Here is a 16,937-nt window from a genome sequence, read left to right as displayed (position 1 = left end):
AAAAGCAGAATCCATCCGCAGGAGGGAACATTGTGCTGACCAGAGAAATGCTTCGTCTCGGATTGCCGGAGCTTTATACTCGCCGAGTCCGATTGCGCCAGCTCAGAGCGGAGGATTATCCTGCGCTGGAGCGGATCTTATCCGATCCATTGGTAATCCAATATGTGAATCGAATTCGCAAGCCAGTCTATGCAAGAATGAGGCGCCTGGTTGCGCAAATTAAAATATCTGCTGACTCCCTGGATTCCCTGCATTTCGCAGTGGAATGGCATCGGAGAAATACAGGAGAAAGCAATCTGCATGAGGAATTCAACGAACGATCCTCCTCACCGTTGCTTGGTATCGTTTCTTTTCAGCAATGGAATGAAAGAAGGGGCGAGGCACAACTGGGCTATATTCTGGATCGGCCTTTTTGGGGACAGGGACTGGCTACAGAAGTTGTGGGAGAAATGCTGAAATTTGGTTTCGAATCTTTGAAGCTCCAGCGGATCGAAAGCCGTTGCCAAAAGAATAACCAGGCTTCTATGCGTGTGCTTATGAAAAATAAGATGCGCCTGCTGCGCACCATTGGTGCCTATGATCCCTCAGGAGAGGTGCCGAGTGTATTGGTATTTTCAATGACCCAAGGGGATTATGCCTAGAAATGACATTGGAATATTTTGTTACAAAGATGAAATATAACTGCAAAGCAACTCTAACACAGGACGGGTACAATACAGACATGACCCCCTTTTGAATAATATATGTTGCTGGGACCCGATCATTCGGGTCCTCTTTTTTTGGTTCTTTAACTCGGGATAATATGGATTGGATAGATCCTGTCTATGTTTCATTTTGTTACAAAAATGAAATATAACTGCAAAACTACTTTAATATAGACTGGGTACAACATAGACATGACCCCCTTTGAATCATATATATTGCTGGGACCCGAAGCTTCGGGTCCTCTTTTTTTATGATTCATAGGTACGGTTCAGGCTGATTACCAGCTCTGGTAACCATTCGTTTAGGGAGAGGAATGAGTATCCCTCTGACTGGGCATTGGATGTATCCATGTACCACGACTGTGTAATACCGAATGGAGACATATGCTCGTTTGATGTTTTTTCTTGGATCACAGCTTGTTTTCCCGTGACCTGCTCGATAATGGAAATGATATCTCCAATCCTTACTGTACCGTCGGAGCAAGCATTTACAGGGCCTGTTAAATGAGCAGACCCAAGCCAAAGCAGAAAATCTGCAGCTTCATCGGAACGAATAAATGAGATATGGGCTGCGGGATTAGGTACTCCAATTTCTTGGACTGCACGAACATGTTCAATATGAAAATGAAGTCTTTTCGTATAATCATCTGTTCCCAATACAATCGGAAAACGAACAGTCACTACAGGGAACGTAGCTTGCTGCGTAAAAACTGCTTCAGCCTGCCGTTTAGCCTCTTGATATGTAAAATCGTCCTTTCCGCCCTGGCGAACTGGATAAGCCTGAGGATCGAAGATATTCTCTGTCACCGCTTTCGGGCTTGGATCATAGACAGATAGGCTTGAGGTCATAATATACCTTTTGGCTTTAGCATCAAAAATACGACAGGCTTCGCTGGCTTCATCTGGGGAATAGCAAATATTATCATAAACAACGTCCCACAATTGCTCACCTACCGCCTCTGCGAGCGCTTGCGGGTCCGTACGGTCTGCACAGATCCGTTGAACGCGGTCACCAAACGAATCGTTTGTGTGGCCCCGCGTGAGAATAGTAATGGAGTTCTCGGAACTGTCCAGCAGACGTTCCACCAGTCTCTTGCCGAAAAAGCGCGTTCCTCCCAAAACAAGTACCTTTTTCATACTTACATCACTCCTCATGGAATGGTTTTCATTTATATTAAGATAGACGGACTAAGGAATGTAAAAGATACAGGACGCAATAAAAAAGGGAGGATCATATGCCATACGTAAAAACTCGGGATTTAGAAATGTATTACGAAAAAATGGGTGTAGGAGACCCCGTCATATTTTTGCACAGTCATTATTCAAGGGGAATCCTGGCTTTTTCATCTCAATTACTTGATTTTTAGCAAAAGTATACATGTTATTTTCCAGACCATCGGGGACATGGCAGAACGAAATGTGATAGCCTGGAATGGAGTACCCCTCAACTCGCAGAAGATGTGCTTGATTTTATGCAGGCGTTACATATTTCTAAAGCTCATCTTATTGGGTACAGCTGCGGAGGCAATGTGGCTTTATACTGTGCGGTGAAGCACCCTCAAATGTTCGCAACCGTTACTACCATTGGGTGTAGTGGAGTCGCATGTCCTGAGGGGGCAGATGAGTTTGAGCCGGAGTGGCTCATTAAGAACGAACGCTATGAAATGATCCATCAAATGATGGAACGCCATGAGGAAGCACATCAAGGTAATTGGCAGGAATTTATGCGTCAGAGCGCTCAGGATTGGCGCCAATATCCGCAATTGACACGTAATGAGTTAAGCCGCATTACGTGCCCTGCATTATTTATCGCCGGTGAACATGACGACTTTGCCACAGAAGAGCAGCTTCAGGAATTATGCTCATGCGTCCAAGATTCACGTTATCGAGTTGCTCTGGGTTGTAGTCATCGACCGCATATGCTTAGAGAGCAGCCCATCTTAATCAATGATTCTATTCTTCAATTTTTGAATAATCACGCTATTAGTTGATTCAAATTATTCCCCTAGAAGCTTCAAAAAATTGGCTGGCACCGTAATCTGCTGATTATTAATCATAATCTTTCGAAGCTCTTCCATAGAGTCTTCTTCACCTCTGGCATCTTTAATCTCCTTGATTTCACGATGCAGACGTTCCATTTGCAGATCCAGCGCATTAGCGGAATCCGCTGCGTTCTTTAATTCACGTGTCAGACTCTCGGGAACAGACTGGTTGTATTTATAAAAGATCTTATGCTCCAGGCTTGCCCAAAAATCCATCGCAATGGTTCGAATCTGCACCTCTACGCAGACTAGTTCCTCACAGTCCGACATGAATACAGGAACTTGAATCAGCAAATGCAGACTTTGATAACCGTTCGGCTTGGGATTCTTGATGTAATCCTTGATTTCCAGCACCTTGAGGTCACTCTGTCTCTGAAGCATGTTACTGACATCATAAATGTCAGAAATAAAAGAGCAAGTAATACGCAAGCCCGCGATATCCTTGATAGAATCTTTGATAGCATCCAGCGATAACTCGCTATTTTTACGAAGCATTTTGTTCATGATGCTCTCAGGAGATTTAAGGCGTGATTTGGTATGCTCAATAGGGCTGTAATCGTGCAACGCTTGAAATTCCTGTTTTAATATTTCAATCTTGGTTTCCATTTCGTCGAGCGCAAACTTATAGATGAGCATAAAGCGCGTGATGTCATGCTTTAGCTTTTTGAGCTTGTCCATAGGATCTTCCAATTGCATATGTAATTCTCCTCACACAAAGATGTTATTTATTTAAGATAATGGAGCTGTACGGTTTAAGGCGATTGGTAGCAGAGCGAGGATTTGAATCTGGAGAAGCGTAGTGTTCGCCCTTGCAATGGGATTATTACTCTATAAAGAAATACCTAAGCATCCCATTGCAAACAGCGATTAACACCTTTCATGCCTTTTAAAGCGCTACAGGAATTTTACGTTTTTCTTTAAAGTAAACCCATTCCCGGAAGCCGATATCCTTCAGCATCGCTTTTACGTCTTCCCAATCGTCACCTACCCGCGAAGGCTTATGGGCATCCGAACCAAAAGTGACCTCGACACCAAAATGGTGCGCTCTTTCTAAAATAGAAGCAGACGGGTACCATCCGCCACTCAGCTTGGTTTTGCCTGAAGTGTTAATTTCAATCGCCACATTGGATGCTGCAATCACTTGCAAGGTTTCGTCAATGGCTTCATCGGCAGGAATATCTGAAAAGGCAGGGAAATTCCCCTTCATGGCGTCAATATGACCTAAAATCTGAAACATGCCGCTTCGCGCAGATTGCTGAATGAGCGCATAGTAGGCTTGTTTGACCTCGACTTTACGAGCGTCACTTAGTTTTTTCCAACGGTTGCGGTTAAAAATGCTGTCCCCTTCAACATTGTGAATCGACCCGATAAGGTAATCAAATGGATAAGGAGCCAAAGTAGAACGATACAATTCAGCAAAATCAGGGAAATAATCCGTTTCCAATCCAAGAAGCACGTCAATGCGGCCCTCGTATTCCTTCTTAAGCTCCTGCACCTCTTTTACATATTCAGCAAGCTCTGACTTGGCCATATAAATTTTAGGAAAGGCCTGATCCTTTTCGCTACATAGGAAGGGGGAATGGTCGGAAATACCAATAGCTTGTAAGCCTGATTGAATACCTGCTTCGATGTAATCCCGAATGTTGCCGTCTGCATGACCGCAGCGGAAATGATGGGTGTGCAGATCAAATTTCATGGACTGTCTTCCTTTCGTAACCAAGGTTTATATTGTGTATGTTGTTCATAGCGAATTACGTTATTCAGAACTGGTGAAATTCGTCTCCGGCATCCCCTTCAGATCGCTTAAAAATTGCTGCATTGCTGAGTTTAGATAGCGGCCGGATTTATAAATCACCCCTACCGGATGACTAACTTCCAGCTCGGGAATATGGATCATTTTTAATGTGCCTGTACGCAGTTCAGAAGTGACTGACAGTCTGGAAATGATGGCAGCCCCGAGATTGATTTCGACCATCCGTTTGACTTCCTCACTGCTGGACAACTCGATCACGACATGGGGCACGATTTGGTGCTTTTTAAAAACATCGTCCACGAATTTCCGTCCCACCGTATCGGGAGAGAGCAGAATGAGCGGAATTTCCCGAAGGGCTTCAATGGTAGCATGTGGTTGCGAGGCCAGCGGATGAGTAGGAGACACGACAAGTTCAAAGGAATCATAGTACAGAACTGAAGTGCTTAAATTGGGATTACGTTCGATCAGATAACCGATACCAACATCAATAAGTCCGTTCTCCACCTGCTGATAGATCATCGAGGAAGCCATCGATTGAATGGAGGTTTTGATGAGAGGGAACTGATCCTGAAAATAGGAGAGCACACGCGGTAAAATTTGAATGGCGATGGATGTTGTGGTACCCAGTGCAATGTGACCCTGCGGTGTTTCGTTTAAGTCGTACAATCTCTGTCTTAATTCCTCAACTACCTCTAATATGCGCTCGGCGTGTTCCAAAAAAACAACTCCCCGGTCGGTCAGGGTGACGGGCTGGTTGCGGTCAATCAGAATGGTTTTGAACTCATCCTCCAGACTTTTGATTTGGGCGGACACTGCCGGCTGCGTCAAATTGAGAAGTTCTCCGGCTTTACGGAAGCTCATCGTTTTGGAAATCATGATAAGCGTTTCAAGTTGACTGATGTTCATGAAGTTCCTCCTCTCTTTTCTTTAGCTTGTCGCAGCTGTATAGACTGAGTTTAGCCAATCTACTTGTTTATATGTAAAACCATCGTTATGCTTTATTTCATTAGATTATAGGTTATTCGAGCAGGAAGGGCAATGAATCGAAGCAGTACATCGTAAAGTGTGGTATATTGGGAAATAAAGACTAAAGTCCTGATATACTTTAAAATTAACCTGTCTAAATTCGGCATGGAGTAAAGATATAGGACATTATTCACATTTTTTGTGCTTTAGCTATAAAAAATTGCCGGACTGCTGTCGATAAGTGATAGAGAGAGCATTTTATTGCAGGTTGAGTCGTTATACAGCATTATTTGAATAAAAAACTCAAATTAAAATGGGACTTTTGTTGTGTGTCTAAAAGCCCATCGTAAAGGGGCGCAATGATCGTGAAGGCAGAAGTGATAAATCCTTTTTTGGAGTCGGCGAGACGGGTCATTGAACAATTGATCCAAGTATCTCCTTTACCCGGAAATCTCGGTGTGAAAAATGTCGAGCTGGTGGACGACCATATCTGGATTATGATCGGGATGACTGGACAGCTTAGCGGAAATATTGTGTTCGGCCTGAATGAACAGGTGGCGCTACGTATGGTATCGGCGATGATGGGCGGATTTGTGTTGACTGAAATTGATGAGATGGGAAAAAGCGCAATTTCGGAATTGGGCAATATGATTAGTGGCAATGCCAGTACAATTTTGTCCAGTCAAGGAATTGTCGTGGATATCACCCCTCCGCAGGTCATGAAATCAGAAAACTTAACCACTTTTGTGCCTCAGCGTGCCCTTTGTATTCCGCTTTCGGTGGAAGGAATCGGTGAGCTGGATATTCAGGTGATGATCTCTTAATATTAAAGGAGTAAGTTTCTTTAATGTGGAGGGATGTCCATGAGTACATTGCAGGATAAGGTAATTGTGATTACAGGTGCATCCAGTGGGATTGGCGCCCTTTGCGCTCAGTTGTTGAGCGCAAAGGGCGCGATTCCTATTTTAACAGCGCGCTCGCAGGAACGACTGAAGCAAGTATCTGCGGGAATCAGCGGCAGGCACGAGCTGATCCCACTGGACGTAACTTGCCAGGAGCAGGTAGAGGCTGTGGCTGCACGAGTATTGGAAGAATACGGACGGGTTGATATATTGCTCAACAATGCGGGGTACGGTAAGTTTGAGTATTTTAATGAGACCGACCTGACAGAGTTCGAACAAATGATGGACGTGAACTATATAGGGGTTGTTCGCTGCATCAAGGCATTTCTGCCACAAATGACAGAGCGGAACTGTGGGCAGATTGTTAATGTAGCATCGATGGCTGGGAAAATCGGGACAGCCAAATCGGCTTCTTATACGGCCACGAAGCATGCGTTGCTCGGTTTCAGTAATGCGCTCCGGCAAGAACTGCGCGGAAGTGGAGTGACCGTAACGACGATTAACCCCGGGCCGATTGATACACCGTTTTTTGAGCTGGCAGATCCCTCCGGGGGTTATGTGCGGAATGTTGGCTGGTTTATGCTAAAACCTGATAAGGTGGCACAGCATATCGTAAGGGCGATGGAGCTTGGTAAGGAGGAGGTTAATCTGCCACAGTGGGTATCTCCTTTTCTCAAGCTGTATCAATTAGCTCCCAGACTGATCGACAGGCTGGGGCATGGTGTGATGAATAAGAAATAATAGATGTCCCGTAGCCATTAGGTGTGGTGAGGGACATCTTTTATTTTTGTGATTTGGTAACAAGGCTATTTTCGCATATAATGGAGAGTAACGAATTTACGTATAGGGGTTGGACCTTTTCATGACATTGAATTTTGAAGCGCTCGGCGTTGAACAAGATCTGCTGGACAAACTGACCGAGCATGAAATTACACAGCCTTCGCCAGTTCAGGCAGAGGCTATACCGGAAATAATGAAGGGACAGCATGTATTGGCACGCTCGCAAACCGGCACAGGCAAAACACTGGCTTATTTGCTACCGCTGCTACAAGCGATTGACCCACAGAAAAAGGCTACGCAAAAGCTGATACTGGCTCCAAGCCAGGAATTGGCCATGCAAATTGTACGTGAGGGTCAGCGCTACGGAGAGCATCGTGGAATCCGTGTACTGGGTCTGATTGGTGGGGCAGCCATCAAGCGCCAAATCGAAAAGCTAAAGGATCACCCACAGCTTGTGGTAGGCACACCAGGCCGTGTACGGGAACTCATCGCTTCAAAAAAGCTGAAGATGCACAATATTACAACTATTGTCATCGATGAGGTGGATCAGATGTTCCAGCTCGGCGGAGCAGGCGATGTGACCAATATACTGGGCTCTGCCCAACGCGACCGTCAATTGGTATTCCTGTCCGCAACGCTGAATAATGAAATTCAGTCGCTGGCACAACGGGAGATGCCTGATTACGTAGAAATTGGGATTGATCCTGACCAGAAGACGGCCAGTGGACTGGAACATTACTACTTTGTATCCGAAGAACGGGATAAGGTGGATATGCTGCGCCGTCTGGTACGGCATTTTAATCCGAGAAAAGCGCTGGTGTTCGTGAATACAACCAATGCTATTGGGGAAATTGAAGCCAAGCTCAAGCATATGGGTCTAACTACGGCATCCTTGTATGGAGATGCAGATAAAGTCACGCGCAGCAATGTGTTGGCCCGATTCCGCGAGGACAAGCTCAAAGTGCTGGTCGCTTCCGATGTAGCAGCCCGTGGTCTGGATATTGAGGGCCTTGAAATGGTCATTCATTTTGACCCGGCTACGGATAGTCAAGCTTATGTTCACCGCGCAGGGCGGACAGGACGTATGGGACGCAAAGGATTAGTAGTGTCGGTTGTGACCGACCGCGAAACGTTCATCATGCGTAAGTTTTCTCGTGAACTGGGAATCGATATTGCAGAGCGTGTGTTGTACGGAGGTCGAGTTGTGGTGCCGCGCCCGGCGGATGCCAAGCGTGCCCCTGTAAGGCCGTCTGAGACTAGATCTAATTCCAATGGAACAGTGACGGAAAATCGCAAGACACCTGTTCGGACTGAAGCAGGACGTCCAGGCAGGAATTCCGTGAACGGTTCAGCTCCAGGCAAGAGCAAAGGAGCAGCCTTATCCAAAGCAGGAAAGGCACAGCGCGAGCGTGATCGTAAAAACAAGGGTGCGCCAAGATGGCTGAAGGAAAAAGGATCAAAACCGAACGAGTAAGGGAGAAGAGGGGGAGCCATGGAACAACAGCCTGTGTTGCAAATTAACGGACTGACTGGTGGATACAGCGCCAAACGCCCGGTGCTGCATCAGATTTCGCTCGATGTGAAGCCGGGCGAAATGGTGGGGCTGATCGGTTTGAACGGGGCCGGGAAAAGTACGACCATGAAGCATATTTTGGGCCTGATGACACCGCAGGCCGGAGAGATTCGCGTACAGGGGCATAAGCAGGATGAGAATCCCGAGGTATATCAGGGAGCTATTGCTTTTGTACCTGAAGCCCCAGAGCTGTATCCTGAAATGACAGTGATGGAGCATATGGAGTTCACGGCTAGAGCGTACGGAGTCAGCGAAGCAGATTTCCGCACGCGCAGTGATCAAATGCTGGATTTGTTTCGTATGCGGGATAAAAGCGGAAGTATGTCGATGCATCTCTCCAAAGGGATGCGCCAAAAAGTGATGATTATGTGCGCATTTTTAGCGGGGCCGCCGTTGTATGTCATCGATGAGCCTTTTTTGGGTTTGGACCCGCTCGGCATTCGTTCTCTGCTTGACTTTATGTTGGAGATGAAGCGATCGGGCTCGTCTATTTTGCTCAGTTCTCATATTTTGTCCACGATTGAAAATTATTGCGATCGTTTCATTGTGCTTCATCAGGGTGCCATCATTGCTCAGGGTACGCTGGATGAAGTGACAGCACAGGCGGGTAAGCCGGGCATGCCGCTGGAAGATGCATTTTATGAGCTGGTACAGGGCAGGGAATGAGCATGGATTTGCAACGTTTGCATAAAGAAAGACGTCTAGCGTTCTGGGGACAGGTGCTGCCTTATCTGGGCTATGTCATTCAGAGCGGCCTTGCAGTGGTCTTCGGCTTTGCGCTGATTGCCTTTGCCGCATGGTACACGTCGCTACTCATGCATATTCCGCCGGATTTGCCCATCCGCTGGATCATGCTTATTGTAGCTATTCCAATTGCGCATGCGAGCTTTCGAACGTATTTGAATGCGGCAGATATAGTCTTCCTTCGTCCCCAGGAGTACGCGATGCCACAATATTTTAAGGCCAGCCGGATTCGAGGTGTGGTGTACAAAATATTCGGTCTGCTGCTGCTGTCCATGATTTTGTGGCCGTTGTATATCCGCAGTGATGCTGCACCTAAGTCGCTGCTACTGACTCTGCTGCTGTTCGTGCTACTGAAGGTGCTATTTAGCTACGGCGGCTGGCAGGAGCTTCGTATGGTATCGGTTGGCGGGAGCATAGGCTATCGTCTACTGCGGTGGGTGCTGGCTGTGCTGATGGTAGCCGCATGGCTATGGCAGCCCCCGCTACACAGCTTGCCGTTTATCGTATTGGTTGGCGTGGTGTACGTGCTTGTTCTGCGTTTGCCGGTCAAGCTGCTAGTGGCTTGGGAAAAACTGATCCGCACAGAGGCTATGCAGGCTGCCCGCGTGATGCGTACGTTGGGCTGGTTTGTCGATGTGCCTGCCCTTACACAGAGAGTGACGCCGCGCCGCTGGCTGTCCTGGCTGGGTGGCAACATACCTTGGAACAGAAAGGGAGCGTATCGTTACCTGCTGTTTAAGACGTTCTTGCGTACAGAACCAGCAGGCATTGTCATTCGGTTAGGTATTCTGGGTCTGTTAATTATATATATCACCCATGCTAGCTGGATTGGTATTGCCGTATATTTATTTTTTATATTCCTCATAGGTGTTCAGATTACTTCTTTGAGACAGTATCACAGGGATTCGTTGTGGCTTCAGTTATATCCGATTCCTGCGCATAGTCGCCGTGCGTCTTTTCTTGACTTTGTTGTTCGGTTGACGTTGCCGGCTGCGGTGGTGCTGTGGCTTCCTTTTCTGGCAAAAGGAACGCAGGATTTACTGTCTACATTGCTCACGCTGGTTGGGGGAGTCCTTGTTGTGTTCCTGCTCCGTGGTACTCAAGCCAAAAAATGGCGTTTGGACGGACAGGATGAGGAAGAAGTGTAATCCATATCTGTGTCAATAAAGTAAAGGCTAATTCGCAAGCAGCAAAAGCTGAGCTGCCTGCGGATTAGCCTTTTTTGTACATTCACTGCTTATGGTAGTCGTGGGTGCAGATATCGGTCTGCTTAAACGAAGATCGTTTTGCTGATGATAACTAACAAAATGAACAGTACCAAAATTGTTCCTGTGCTTGTGAATGCGCCGTAACCACCGTAACCGCCTCTTGTTTCTTCTGCTCCCATGCTCATTCTCCTCTCGGTCATTGTGATAAAGGATACATCGTATCTTATGAAGTGGGTTTCCGGATTGCGTGGGCCAATGTTCTGGTGTGTTGCCGAATCGCCCTATATTTTTCATCAGATGCAGGAGATGAGAGAGGAAAAGGTACGTATTATCGAGAATAGAAGAAGTATGTAATCATTATCACTTGGAAAGTGGGAAAGACGAGATGCTGGTAGATAAGCTGCTCGTGAACATATTTCTTGTGTTTGTACCGTTACTCGTATATAGCGCTTTGTCGGATCATCGGCATAGGAAGCATACCCCGCTGCTTATGGGAGGGGTGCTGGGTGTTTCTTCGGTGCTTTGCCTTATGTTTTCGTACATTTGGTACGGATTATATTGGGATCTTCGGTATGTTCCTTTGATTCTCTCTGTTTTATATTTTGGTCCCAAGGCAGGTCTAATGAATGTGACGCTAATGGTAATGGCTCGTATGTATGTAGGCCCCGAGTCTATGGTGGTGGGGCTTCCGAGCATGATGTTGTGTTATTTGGGTCCTCTCTTGGTAAGAAAAAAATTTATGCAGCTCAAAAGCATGTTGCTTCGAGTGGGCATGAATATGGTAATGAGTATATGGATCACTGGAGTTATGCTGATTTTTCTTTTAATACATTCTTGGATCAATGGCAGACTGGATGAGGATGAGATTGAGCTGATTCGCTCAATACTCTGGTTCGGTGTGATTCAATTCCTAAGTATTGGAGCCTCTTCTTTCTGGATGGAATTTAGTTTGGAGCGGGAAGAAATGAGAAGAAAAATTAAATATGCCGAGCGTCTGAATACGTTGGGTGAACTGGCAGCCTCTATGGCTCATGAAGTACGGAATCCTTTAACCGTCGTAAAAGGGTTCCTGCAAATGGTTCAGTCAGGATTAGAAGGGAAAAATCGCAGATATGTTGCTTTGGCACTGGCAGAGGTGGATCGGGCTGAAAGAATTATTAGCGATTATCTGAACTTATCCAGGCCGCAGATTGGGAACACAGAACGGATGGATCTGTCTGGCATGGTTCAACAGATCGTTTTGCTTCTGAAACCAATGGCGACCAAGCAAGGCGTAAGGCTGTATACAGAGCTAAGGAATGAAATTTATGTACATACAGATCGTAACCAGCTGCTACAGGCGTTAATACATGTGACGAAAAATGCGATTGAAGCTGCGGAAGATGGAGGCAGGGTATACATAAAGCTGGCGATACAGGAAGAGCAGGCATGTCTGAGTATCAGGGATACTGGAAAAGGCATGAGCCAGGAGCATCTCGAACGAGTGGGTACTTTGTTTTTTTCAACCAAAGAGGTAGGAACAGGACTGGGGACGGTCGTTTCCTTTCGAATTATTGAAGCCATGAACGGGAGTATACACTATGAAAGTGAGCCCGGAGTGGGAACGGAGGTCGTCATCCTGCTGCCACTGGCACAGGAATCTCTGCTCGCTGCGGAAGGATAATTGTGCGGACGTATGATGGACAATAGTCAGCCGACCCAAAAAGCGGTATGCCCTAATATCTGGCATACCGCTAGTTATATTATATATTCTAACCTGATACAGACAGATTAGGCGTTCAACAAATCTTGTGCACCACGATACACAATGTCATATAGGTCTTCCAGATACTCCTCTTCGATACATGAGAACGCGATACGAAGATCGTATTCACCCAGTGCAATCGTGCCTACCCCATATTGTTCCAGCAAATGTGTGCGCAGTCGTTCAGCAGACAAGCCGTTCAGCTTGAGACACATAAAATAGCCTGAATTGAAAGGATAGTAGCTCCATACATCCCCGTATTTTCCGCTATCGAGCAACGCTTTGACTTTATTAGCCCGCCCCTTCATAATTTGGAACTTTTCATTCTTCTGTTGTTCAAATTCTGGTGATTTGAGAGCATCCAGTACGAAGGTTTGAGATGGGTGAGGACCGCTCGAAATCGTTGCCCGGATAATCCCTAGTGTTTTTTGTTCCAGTGCGCTCAGTACATCCTGATGCTCCGAAGCAAAGGTAATAAATCCGACACGGAAGCCCCAAACGAATTCTTCTTTGGTAGCTCCGTCAATTTTGACTGGTAAAATTCTCGGATGAAGCCCGGCTAGCTGACCGAATAGTGATTCATGCAGAGAGTCCTCGAAGAACAGGCCAAAATAAGCGTCATCTGTCACAACTACGACATTGATGCCTGCTTCCGCCGCTTCCTGAATGGCAGCGACAATTGCTTTACCTTCTTCAAGGCCCGGTGTATAGCCTGTCGGGTTGTTCGGGAAGTTCAGTACAACGATCGCTTTGCCGTATTCTTTCTGCGCCAGTAGCGCCTCGCGTAGTCCCTCACTATTAAAACGGTGATCCTCTGTGAACAACGGGAAATTCACCAAACGTCCATGACGGCGAATACCGAAAGTTAGTTCATAGTTCTCCCAGTTTTTATCTGGATAAATGACAGCATCTCCTTCATCCGTAAACAGGTCGGCAACGATGCTCAAACCGTGGGTCAGCGCGTTGGTAACTACAGGAAGGCCGTAGCCTTTTCCAGCCAGTGAAGGATTTTCTTTCAGCATTTTGTCACGCCATACGCTGCGAAGTTCAGGCTTGCCCGCAGGGGGAGCGTAAGGATACAAATCCTTGGGACTGTAAGCGGACAGCTTCTCCTGAATAACCTCCAAATGCATAGGACCATTGCCTTCAGTAGCAATCCCGATCGTAGCATTATACTTTTTGGCAAGTTTCCCTGCCTCGGCGGATTGACTCAAAATCCCTTCTTTTGGAAAATAAATCTCTTTACCTAAAAGAGAAAGCATTTGATATACATGCTCGTTGCCTGTCTGAATGTTTTGATTTAACTGCGCTGCCAGTGGATTCATTCCCGTTTCATCCTTCCAAGTCATTTTGATTACATATTATAGCATTACACACGGTAAGCGTCACGCACAAGCATTAGGGGCCATAAGAGCGTATTTTTTGCTTAATCGTGGCGCTGCGCTTATATTATAAAATAACGGGATAACAGGACAACCAGAGATGAACCAAAGGAGGTACAGATTTTGCTGGATACATCTGCGTCATCGTTTATCCTGCTGCCGGCCTTTGCCAAAATTGTGTGCGAGCCGGGCTGGAAATGGCAGGTACGCGAGAAGCCGATGCCAAACTATGATTTATTTTATGTATGGAGTGGAGAGGGAACGGTTGTATTAAATGGGAAAGCCTATCCGGTGAGCAAGGGCAGTTGTTTTTTGTTCAAGCCGGGAGACGATACCCGTGCCACACATAATCCGCAAAAGCCGCTCATACTTACTTATATTCATTTTGATCTCACCGAACAACCCAAGCAAATTCCAGCCAGCTACCGCATGCTGGAAGAAACGTTCGAGGTGGAGCATATGCTTGCCAGATATGTCCGTCTGCGTCTGGAGCGTGCCTACGGGGCTGATGAGGAGGGCCGGCTGATTCTGAAGCAACTGATGATTCATCTGCTGCGTGCAGACCGGAAGGAACCGCAGGAGCAACAGGCCAGTAACCAGCTCACCGAGGTCATTCGAGAAACGGCCAACTACGTGCGCCAGCATCCGGGACTTCCTCATCGAGTCGAGGATTTGGCAGCACGTGCAGGGCTGTCACCGCGTTATTTTTCGATAAAATTCAAGGAGCTGCTAGGTGTTTCCGTGCAATCCCATATAATCAGCATGCGGATTGAGCGCGCGCAGCATCTGTTGCTGCATGCCGGAATGAATGTAACTGAGGTGGCGGAGGCTTTGGGGTACCGCGACATCTTTTTCTTTAGCCGCCAATTCAAGCAGTATACAGGAAAAAGTCCGTCTGAGATTCGATAAGGCTATTAACGCATGACGAATATAAAGGATAAATCAAAAAGGACCGAAGCAGTTACGCTGGGTCCTTTTTCGTATGAGCCATTTGAATCATTCGATCCCCATGCTCAAATGTGCAGCTATTTTTTTGTTACAATCCTTTATTTATGCTTTAGGATCGTGTCGAAAGCTACCAAGACGTTGTCCCATTTTCACCACGTCCCCCAGCTTCAATGCGGGGTCTGGCTCAAATGTGCCGTTTTCGGTCAGCAAAACGACGGTTGAGCCAAATTCGAAATAGGCGAGATCGTCACCTTTTGTCCAGGAAGTCGCTTGTTCATCCGTATATTTGATGCTGCTCACATTCATTGCGCCAACCTTGACGACCGCCACCTCACCGTATTCGTGGGCCATGTACGTAATCTGTCGTTCATTGCGGCTAAGAACTCCTCTCATATGCTGCAAGCCGAAGTCATTCACTGGGTATACTTTGCCGCGCAGATGCTCCTTTTCTACCAGTGTACCGGATACCGGTGCATGAATGCGATGATAATCCGTCGGGCTGAGATAGAGTACAAAAGCATAGCCGTGTGTGTACTTCTCAAGACGCGGAGAGCGGTTAAGAAGCTCTTCCAGCGTATAGTCTTGCCCCTTGACATTCAAAAGAGTGCCAGACGTAATTGGGCCGGTAAAAGTAATCCGTGCATCCACCGGACTGGTCATCACCTCGGCGTTCGTATCAATCGGGCGCATGCCCGCTTTTAATTTGCGTGTAAAATAGGCGTTCAGGGAGCGGTATTCTTTCCAATCCTGTTCCGCCTCATGCGTCTGGATCTGGTACGTACGTATAAAGGTGGGGATAAAAAGTCGGCTTGCACCGCTTTGCGCGAAGGAGCCCACAATCCGGCACACCCACTTGCGCGATGATAGCTCCGTCATAAGCCGCAGCCACTGTTTTGCCATTACAGATCCCCCTTGTTCATTTCCGAGCCGTCTTGGCCGGAACCTGTCCGGCCGCTCTGAACTATATTGACACAGAATGTGACGTAAATCAATACAGGGGACGGCCTGGTGAACGTTCGGTGCCTGACGAAGACATTCGTTCGAGAAGCCAACGAGCGTAAGCCATCGGCTGCGCGTATGTTTCTTTCCAGACATTACTCATGCCTGCCTGGCTAAAGCCATAGCGCTGATCACGACCGTTGCATTCGATAAAAATAATCTTGCCTTCATGGGTAATTCCCAGATCCAGTCCGACATCAGCGAGACGGGGTAGGTGTTGTGCCAATCGGTGGACGATTTGCAATGAGAGTCTCTCTAGCTCATTCATCAGCCGGGCTATGTTTGAGGTCTGCACCGTCTCTGTTCGTGATAACACCTCTGGTAGGGAACGGGCCGTGCCGCCCTGGGCTACATTCGAGACGAAAGTGTGGGATGGAGCAATTTTGGCAAACATGCCTGTCACGCCCCAGATTCCGCCATATCCGCGCTGAACTGTCACACGGATATCAAATGGACGATTGTCGCATAAAGCAAGCGGAATGGTTTCCTGAATGATATGAGGCACACGCATCAGTCGCTTATGCAGAAATAAAGGGAGTTCTCCGACATTCAACCGTAGTGTGGACCAACGCCCAGGTATCGTTGGATGAGCACATTGCAATGTCCAGCTTCCGCTGGAATGCCTCAGCCGCATAATTCCTCTACCCACGCTGCCGCTACTGGGCTTAATTACAACATCCCCGGTTTGCTCCATCAAGGTGCGGATGGAAGAAGGATCGCCTTGCAATGTTTTGGGCAGGTGGGAATGTAGCAGAGGGTCTTCCTGTAGAATTGCATGTATATGGTCTTTGCCGAAACGGTTTTGTTCATTAAAAATATAGAATCCCTTGTGTACCAGCCTGTTGATATCGCGGGCATTTTCATTTTGCCGATAGAGAGTGCGATTGTGGATGACTGGCGGCAACGGAAGAGTCATCTGCCGATACTCGTTGCCGTTTTTAACAAAAGCCCGGCACGTTCCGGTCGATATATGAATATCTTCCAGACGAAGAAAGCAGGGGATTAGCTCGTAGCTTAACCCGGCCTCCTCGTAATTGGCGATAGATTCATATCGCGTCCTCATGACGGGAATGCCCCGGTAAGTTGCCGGGTTGAGCATGACGCCGACATGCAACATGAGTATGTCCGCCCTCCTTATCGTCAATCCAACTGACCATATTGTGATTCTAGTCCATCATATGTATCAAAGATC

16 protein-coding genes and 1 pseudogene are annotated in these 16,937 nt (G+C 47.0%); 9 read left to right on the top strand and 8 right to left on the bottom strand.

Annotated elements, in window-relative coordinates; translation table 11 throughout:
* The first annotated feature begins 32 nt into the window (after positions 1–32).
* On the top strand, positions 33–641 hold the full coding sequence (locus tag ACUC6J_RS19705; RefSeq protein WP_404302461.1) for a GNAT family N-acetyltransferase: 609 nt from the start codon (positions 33–35) through the stop codon (positions 639–641).
* Between the two features lie 312 nt (positions 642–953).
* Here the strand turns inward: ACUC6J_RS19705 and ACUC6J_RS19700 are convergent, their stop codons facing one another.
* Positions 954–1,841 (bottom strand): NAD-dependent epimerase/dehydratase family protein, encoded by an 888-nt coding sequence (locus ACUC6J_RS19700; RefSeq protein WP_447249318.1) that lies wholly within the window; start codon positions 1,839–1,841, stop codon positions 954–956.
* A gap of 245 nt (positions 1,842–2,086) precedes the next feature.
* Here ACUC6J_RS19700 and ACUC6J_RS19695 point away from each other — a divergent pair.
* Positions 2,087–2,695 (top strand): annotated as a pseudogene (locus ACUC6J_RS19695) (alpha/beta fold hydrolase); the annotation flags it as partial.
* A 6-nt stretch (positions 2,696–2,701) separates the two neighbouring features.
* Here the strand turns inward: ACUC6J_RS19695 and ACUC6J_RS19690 are convergent.
* From ACUC6J_RS19690 to ACUC6J_RS19680, 3 genes are all read right to left on the bottom strand, one after another.
* A complete protein-coding gene (locus ACUC6J_RS19690) occupies positions 2,702–3,442 on the bottom strand; it encodes a GTP pyrophosphokinase (protein ID WP_016820046.1) in 741 nt (246 codons plus the stop codon).
* A gap of 190 nt (positions 3,443–3,632) precedes the next feature.
* Positions 3,633–4,442 carry a histidinol-phosphatase gene (locus tag ACUC6J_RS19685; protein WP_017427306.1) on the bottom strand — a complete coding sequence of 270 codons (810 nt, stop codon included), beginning with the start codon at positions 4,440–4,442 and terminating at the stop codon, positions 3,633–3,635.
* Positions 4,443–4,502: 60 nt separating this feature from the next.
* Positions 4,503–5,405: a LysR family transcriptional regulator gene (locus ACUC6J_RS19680; protein ID WP_016820048.1), complete on the bottom strand. Its 903-nt coding sequence runs from the start codon at positions 5,403–5,405 to the stop codon at positions 4,503–4,505.
* Positions 5,406–5,830: 425 nt separating this feature from the next.
* Between ACUC6J_RS19680 and ACUC6J_RS19675 the strand changes: the two genes are divergently transcribed.
* The 5 genes from ACUC6J_RS19675 (at position 5,831) to ACUC6J_RS19655 (ending at position 10,612) form a co-directional block, all read left to right on the top strand.
* Complete coding sequence (locus ACUC6J_RS19675; protein ID WP_025365744.1) at positions 5,831–6,289, top strand: chemotaxis protein CheX; 459 nt, start codon at positions 5,831–5,833, stop codon at positions 6,287–6,289.
* A 39-nt stretch (positions 6,290–6,328) separates the two neighbouring features.
* Positions 6,329–7,108: an SDR family NAD(P)-dependent oxidoreductase gene (locus ACUC6J_RS19670; RefSeq protein ID WP_447249317.1), complete on the top strand. Its 780-nt coding sequence runs from the start codon at positions 6,329–6,331 to the stop codon at positions 7,106–7,108.
* 121 nt (positions 7,109–7,229) lie between these two features.
* The gene (locus ACUC6J_RS19665; protein WP_016820050.1) at positions 7,230–8,621 is read left to right on the top strand and encodes a DEAD/DEAH box helicase; all 1,392 of its coding nucleotides are present in this window, start codon (positions 7,230–7,232) and stop codon (positions 8,619–8,621) included.
* An 18-nt stretch (positions 8,622–8,639) separates the two neighbouring features.
* Positions 8,640–9,386 (top strand): ABC transporter ATP-binding protein, encoded by a 747-nt coding sequence (locus ACUC6J_RS19660; protein WP_016820051.1) that lies wholly within the window; start codon positions 8,640–8,642, stop codon positions 9,384–9,386.
* A 2-nt stretch (positions 9,387–9,388) separates the two neighbouring features.
* A complete protein-coding gene (locus tag ACUC6J_RS19655; protein ID WP_447249316.1) occupies positions 9,389–10,612 on the top strand; it encodes an ABC transporter permease in 1,224 nt (407 codons plus the stop codon).
* A 122-nt stretch (positions 10,613–10,734) separates the two neighbouring features.
* Here the strand turns inward: ACUC6J_RS19655 and ACUC6J_RS19650 are convergent, their stop codons facing one another.
* Positions 10,735–10,851, bottom strand: coding sequence for a hypothetical protein (locus ACUC6J_RS19650; protein ID WP_013372853.1), 117 nt, complete (start codon positions 10,849–10,851; stop codon positions 10,735–10,737).
* 206 nt (positions 10,852–11,057) lie between these two features.
* On the opposite strand from ACUC6J_RS19650, the gene ACUC6J_RS19645 reads away from it, so the two are divergent.
* Positions 11,058–12,335 carry an ATP-binding protein gene (locus tag ACUC6J_RS19645; RefSeq protein ID WP_447249315.1) on the top strand — a complete coding sequence of 426 codons (1,278 nt, stop codon included), beginning with the start codon at positions 11,058–11,060 and terminating at the stop codon, positions 12,333–12,335.
* A gap of 107 nt (positions 12,336–12,442) precedes the next feature.
* Here ACUC6J_RS19645 and ACUC6J_RS19640 read toward each other — a convergent pair whose 3' ends face one another.
* Positions 12,443–13,741 (bottom strand): aminotransferase class I/II-fold pyridoxal phosphate-dependent enzyme, encoded by a 1,299-nt coding sequence (locus tag ACUC6J_RS19640; protein WP_016820054.1) that lies wholly within the window; start codon positions 13,739–13,741, stop codon positions 12,443–12,445.
* Positions 13,742–13,921: 180 nt separating this feature from the next.
* Between ACUC6J_RS19640 and ACUC6J_RS19635 the strand changes: the two genes are divergently transcribed.
* Positions 13,922–14,707, top strand: a complete 786-nt coding sequence (locus ACUC6J_RS19635) for a helix-turn-helix domain-containing protein (protein WP_045244880.1) — start codon at positions 13,922–13,924, stop codon at positions 14,705–14,707.
* Between the two features lie 141 nt (positions 14,708–14,848).
* Here ACUC6J_RS19635 and asd read toward each other — a convergent pair whose 3' ends face one another.
* Together asd and ACUC6J_RS19625 are read right to left on the bottom strand one after the other, a co-directional pair.
* Entirely contained in the window at positions 14,849–15,646 is a 798-nt protein-coding gene (gene asd / locus ACUC6J_RS19630) for an archaetidylserine decarboxylase (RefSeq protein WP_016820056.1), read from the bottom strand.
* Between the two features lie 88 nt (positions 15,647–15,734).
* Positions 15,735–16,862 carry a YheC/YheD family endospore coat-associated protein gene (locus ACUC6J_RS19625; protein WP_031462152.1) on the bottom strand — a complete coding sequence of 376 codons (1,128 nt, stop codon included), beginning with the start codon at positions 16,860–16,862 and terminating at the stop codon, positions 15,735–15,737.
* Positions 16,863–16,937 lie beyond the last annotated feature (75 nt).

This window comes from Paenibacillus sp. JJ1683 (assembly GCF_053006485.1).
This window is presented reverse-complemented; position numbering and strand designations above follow the sequence as displayed.

Bases quoted from the DNA above. Each gene is read 5' to 3' on its own strand.
- ACUC6J_RS19700 (WP_447249318.1), bottom strand. From the start codon at position 1,841: ATGAAAAAGGTACTTGTTTTGGGAGGAACGCGCTTTTTCGGCAAGAGA.
- ACUC6J_RS19690 (WP_016820046.1), bottom strand. From the start codon at position 3,442: ATGCAATTGGAAGATCCTATGGACAAGCTCAAAAAGCTAAAGCATGAC.
- ACUC6J_RS19685 (WP_017427306.1), bottom strand. From the start codon at position 4,442: ATGAAATTTGATCTGCACACCCATCATTTCCGCTGCGGTCATGCAGAC.
- ACUC6J_RS19680 (WP_016820048.1), bottom strand. From the start codon at position 5,405: ATGAACATCAGTCAACTTGAAACGCTTATCATGATTTCCAAAACGATG.
- ACUC6J_RS19670 (WP_447249317.1), top strand. From the start codon at position 6,329: ATGAGTACATTGCAGGATAAGGTAATTGTGATTACAGGTGCATCCAGT.
- ACUC6J_RS19665 (WP_016820050.1), top strand. From the start codon at position 7,230: ATGACATTGAATTTTGAAGCGCTCGGCGTTGAACAAGATCTGCTGGAC.
- ACUC6J_RS19660 (WP_016820051.1), top strand. From the start codon at position 8,640: ATGGAACAACAGCCTGTGTTGCAAATTAACGGACTGACTGGTGGATAC.
- ACUC6J_RS19655 (WP_447249316.1), top strand. From the start codon at position 9,389: ATGGATTTGCAACGTTTGCATAAAGAAAGACGTCTAGCGTTCTGGGGA.
- ACUC6J_RS19650 (WP_013372853.1), bottom strand. From the start codon at position 10,851: ATGGGAGCAGAAGAAACAAGAGGCGGTTACGGTGGTTACGGCGCATTC.
- ACUC6J_RS19645 (WP_447249315.1), top strand. From the start codon at position 11,058: ATGCTGGTAGATAAGCTGCTCGTGAACATATTTCTTGTGTTTGTACCG.
- ACUC6J_RS19640 (WP_016820054.1), bottom strand. From the start codon at position 13,741: ATGAATCCACTGGCAGCGCAGTTAAATCAAAACATTCAGACAGGCAAC.
- asd (WP_016820056.1), bottom strand. From the start codon at position 15,646: ATGGCAAAACAGTGGCTGCGGCTTATGACGGAGCTATCATCGCGCAAG.
- ACUC6J_RS19625 (WP_031462152.1), bottom strand. From the start codon at position 16,862: ATGTTGCATGTCGGCGTCATGCTCAACCCGGCAACTTACCGGGGCATT.